Consider the following 3,717-nt stretch of genomic DNA (forward strand, 5'->3'; position numbering starts at 1 on the left):
AAAATAAACAGATTAAATTTTGAATAACTTATGTCTTTTAAATAAATCATGATTAAATTTTCTAAATATATGATCACGATCTATTTAATATTATAATATCTCATTTTAGTGTTTATTTCAATAATTTTTTATTGGCATATCATTTGTATTAGATATCGATCAAATATGCATCTTTTAAATCTGATCTATGAACAGTAAAAAAGTAACTTAACTAAAATAATCATTAAAATTCATGCCTTATAGCTAATTGTTAGGTAATTGATAAGCCTTAACAACTCTTCTAATATATTTCATTACTTTTTTCAAAGCTTCTTCTGAACTATATGGTGGATTCTTCTTTAGTAGATTTGACAATACGCTTTGATATATTAAAATAGTGATTTCATTTAATTCTACTATATCCTCTTCATTGAAATACCCTTCCTCAACACAACCTTCAAATGAATATAATGTTCTTGAATAAATATCATTCCCTATTAACATAGAATTAAGACGAAGTGACGAATCAGCCAATTCTTCGGGAAATATTCTATAATACTCACTAATAGTGTTATTCAATGAATTACTATGGCCTGAAAAAAAAATAAGATTGTAAATTTCAGGTCTTTCAAATGAATAAGCACAAAAGCACTTCCATATTAAAATATATCTTTCAAAACTATTCTTAGCATTTTTTATATAATTCTTTAAGCCCTGAGTATAATCTCTTAAATATCTTATACATGCAAATAAAACAAGATGATCTAAATCCTCAAAATAATTATACAAGGTAGAGCTGCTATATCCTGCAATACTTGATACCTTTCTTATCGTAACGTTCCCCACACCTTCAGTATCAATTATCATAAATGTAGCATCTATAAATTTATTCATTATCTTTCTTTTAATTAAAGTTTTTCTATCCATTTTATCACCCATTCTCAAATAACTTCTTTAAAATAAATTATTCAAACCTTAATTTACTCAGTACCACTTTATAGAAAACCAATTGTCAACATTATTAATTATACCATCAAAAAATCAGATTGACCTTTATAAATTGTAAACGGTTGAGAAAATAGCATATTTTAAAACAAGGGTTATTGTTGTAAAGATGAAAAATAAATACATGAAATTGATATTAACATTTGTACTGATAAGCTAATGTATCAAAATTAAAAAGAAAACCTAAAGATATGAATGTAAAGAAAGCAGATCGTGAATTTAGTGATTATGTTATTTTTAATGATAATGGGATACCATCGTAAGTTCATTACCTAATTAGACTTTAAAATAATTAATACTGTGAAAAAATATAAAATATATTTTTTCAGAGCGCCAACAAAGTCGACACTCTGAAACTAGAGAAATTCTAATCTTTTTTTATCCGACCGCTACCATTACCCCAATATACTGAGGTATCACCCATTATCCCATAAGAAAATATTTTTCTTAAACATTCTTTAATTACATCACTACTCTAATAACACCGCAAGCTAACCTTCTACCAGACGCTCCAGAAGGCTGAGTTCTATAATCATCTGGGCTCTCATGTATGATCACTGATTTTCCAATAATCTGAGCAACATTAAATTTATTTGTAAAAAAAGTCATTCTAGAGTAACCATTATTAGAAAAGAGAACAGGAAAATCTCCTGCATGATTGCCATGGGGCTGGTTAGTTGGATTCCAATGTTCTCCGGCAGAACTGAATGGTTCAGCAGAATCACCTACAGCACATGTACCATTTTGGTGTATATGAAATCCATGAGGCCCAATTTGAGGATTTCCATCCATGGCAGGTCTATAAGTAGGTAATCCATTAACTTCTACAGAAACCTCAGTCCCCCCAGGTACTTGAGTAAAGACAGCAGTACCTCTTATGTTAGGATCCAAAGGGCCTCCCGCTATATGGGCCACAGCTTTTCTGGCAGGTACATTCATATTATCATTTCTATACCCATAGTCATTATGACTTAAAAAAGGGCATTCATATTTGTCAAAATACATAACATCCTCCAAATTAAACACTTCAATTTATGCTATGTAAAACTTTTAAAATAGTTACAATTGTTTCGCTTGTTACATACATTTTATACGTCTCCTGAATATTCATAATTTTTCTCTTAAATCTTTAACTATTTTAACGAATTGCCTGTACCTGTAAAACAACTCTTTTATCATATACTCAGTTCATTTGATCACGATCATTTCATAGTCTCGAGTACCTAAACCAATTTTCTCTGCATGTTCCAAGCAGCTACGCCATTCGGATCCAGGTGTAGAATTGGTAAAATGGTCATGATGGTCAATGAAACTCGGCTTTGACATATTATCAAATAGTTGGCTTCCTGGAAGTGGTGTGGCTTTCAAACAGGCGTCTGCACAGGCTTGATCTAATGCCAGCGGGTCAAAGGATGCAAACATACCCAAATTAGGCAGAATAGGCACGTCGTTTTCTCCGTGGCAGTCACAATTTGGAGACACATCCACCACAAGTGAAATATGGAAACTAGGGCGGCCATCTACTACAGCCTTAGCATACTCCGCCATACGGCAGTTTAGCAGCTCGTTGGCAGCATTGTTGTCGAATACAATAGCATCAAAATTGCACGCACCCAGACATCTGCCGCAGCCAACACAATTTTCGTGATTAACCATCATCTTCTTGCTGACTGCATCAAACTCCAGTCCATCGTTGGCACATTCCCGCTGACATCTCCTACAGCCCCGGCACAGTGCTTGGTCGATGTGTGGCTTGCCACTGCTGTGCTGATCTGTTTTTCCAGCACGAGAACCGCAGCCCATACCGATATTTTTGATGGTGCCGCCAAAACCAGTCATCTCGTGCCCCTTGAAATGTGTCAGACTGATGAACACATCCGCGTCCATAATGGCACGTCCAATTCTGGCTTCTTTTACATATTCACCTCCTGATACAGGTACTGCAATATCGTCTGTACCCTTCAATCCATCCCCGATCAGAACAGGACATCCCACAGTCATTGGTGTAAAGCCATTCTCCCATGCACATTCTAAATGTTCAAGAGCATTTTTTCTGCTGCCAGGGTACATAGTATTACAATCAGTTAAAAAAGGCCTTCCACCTAGCTCCTTTACTACGTCAGCCACAGCCTTGGCATAATTGGGGCGAAGGTAGCTTATGTTCCCCAATTCACCAAAATGCATCTTAATAGCAACAAACTTGCCATCCATATCGATCTGTCCAATACCAGCCCTTTTGATTAATTTTTTAAGTTTAGTTGGCAGTCCATCTCCAAAAGCCACCGTGTGAAAATCCGTAAAATAAACTTTTGCTTTTTCCATTTTTCATTCACTCCCATTTCGAAATTGTTATATGCATAAAAGGAGCGTTGTAATCATCGTTCCTTAAATAACATTATACTCGCTAGAGTTAACTCTAGGTCAATAGTTTAATAAATTTAATTTCGTAATAGGAAATGAAAACCTTTATAAAGGTTTTCAAAACTATATCGCTGAATATTCTGATATGAACGTGGTTGAATTGTACACGGTTCATGGCTTCAACCACAAAAGAAAGCAATTAATCTATAGATATACTTTAATCGTATACAATATTCATAACTCTCTCAAATAAAATTATAGGATTCTGGATATACTACTAATATATTTTTTAACATTTTAATTACCTAAGTTTTGTACCAACGTAAAATAATATTTTTGATTTTAATGCCAGTAAATTTAAGCCAATAATTA

The 3,717-nt window shown here is 33.8% G+C and carries 3 protein-coding genes; all 3 read right to left on the reverse strand.

From position 1 onward, the window contains the following. Positions 1-243: 243 nt before the first annotated feature. Entirely contained in the window at positions 244-918 is a 675-nt protein-coding gene (locus J5G60_RS17260; RefSeq protein WP_150358989.1) for a TetR/AcrR family transcriptional regulator, read from the reverse strand. Positions 919-1,446: 528 nt separating this feature from the next. Further along, a complete protein-coding gene (locus J5G60_RS17265) occupies positions 1,447-1,989 on the reverse strand; it encodes a superoxide dismutase family protein (RefSeq protein ID WP_150358988.1) in 543 nt (180 codons plus the stop codon). 183 nt (positions 1,990-2,172) lie between these two features. Further along, positions 2,173-3,306 carry a DUF362 domain-containing protein gene (locus J5G60_RS17270; protein ID WP_150358987.1) on the reverse strand — a complete coding sequence of 378 codons (1,134 nt, stop codon included), beginning with the start codon at positions 3,304-3,306 and terminating at the stop codon, positions 2,173-2,175. Between the last annotated feature and the right edge of the window lie 411 nt (positions 3,307-3,717).

The organism is Clostridium sp. HV4-5-A1G (genome assembly GCF_900184915.1).
GTDB classification, from domain to species: Bacteria; Bacillota; Clostridia; order Clostridiales; family Clostridiaceae; genus Clostridium_B; species Clostridium_B aromativorans.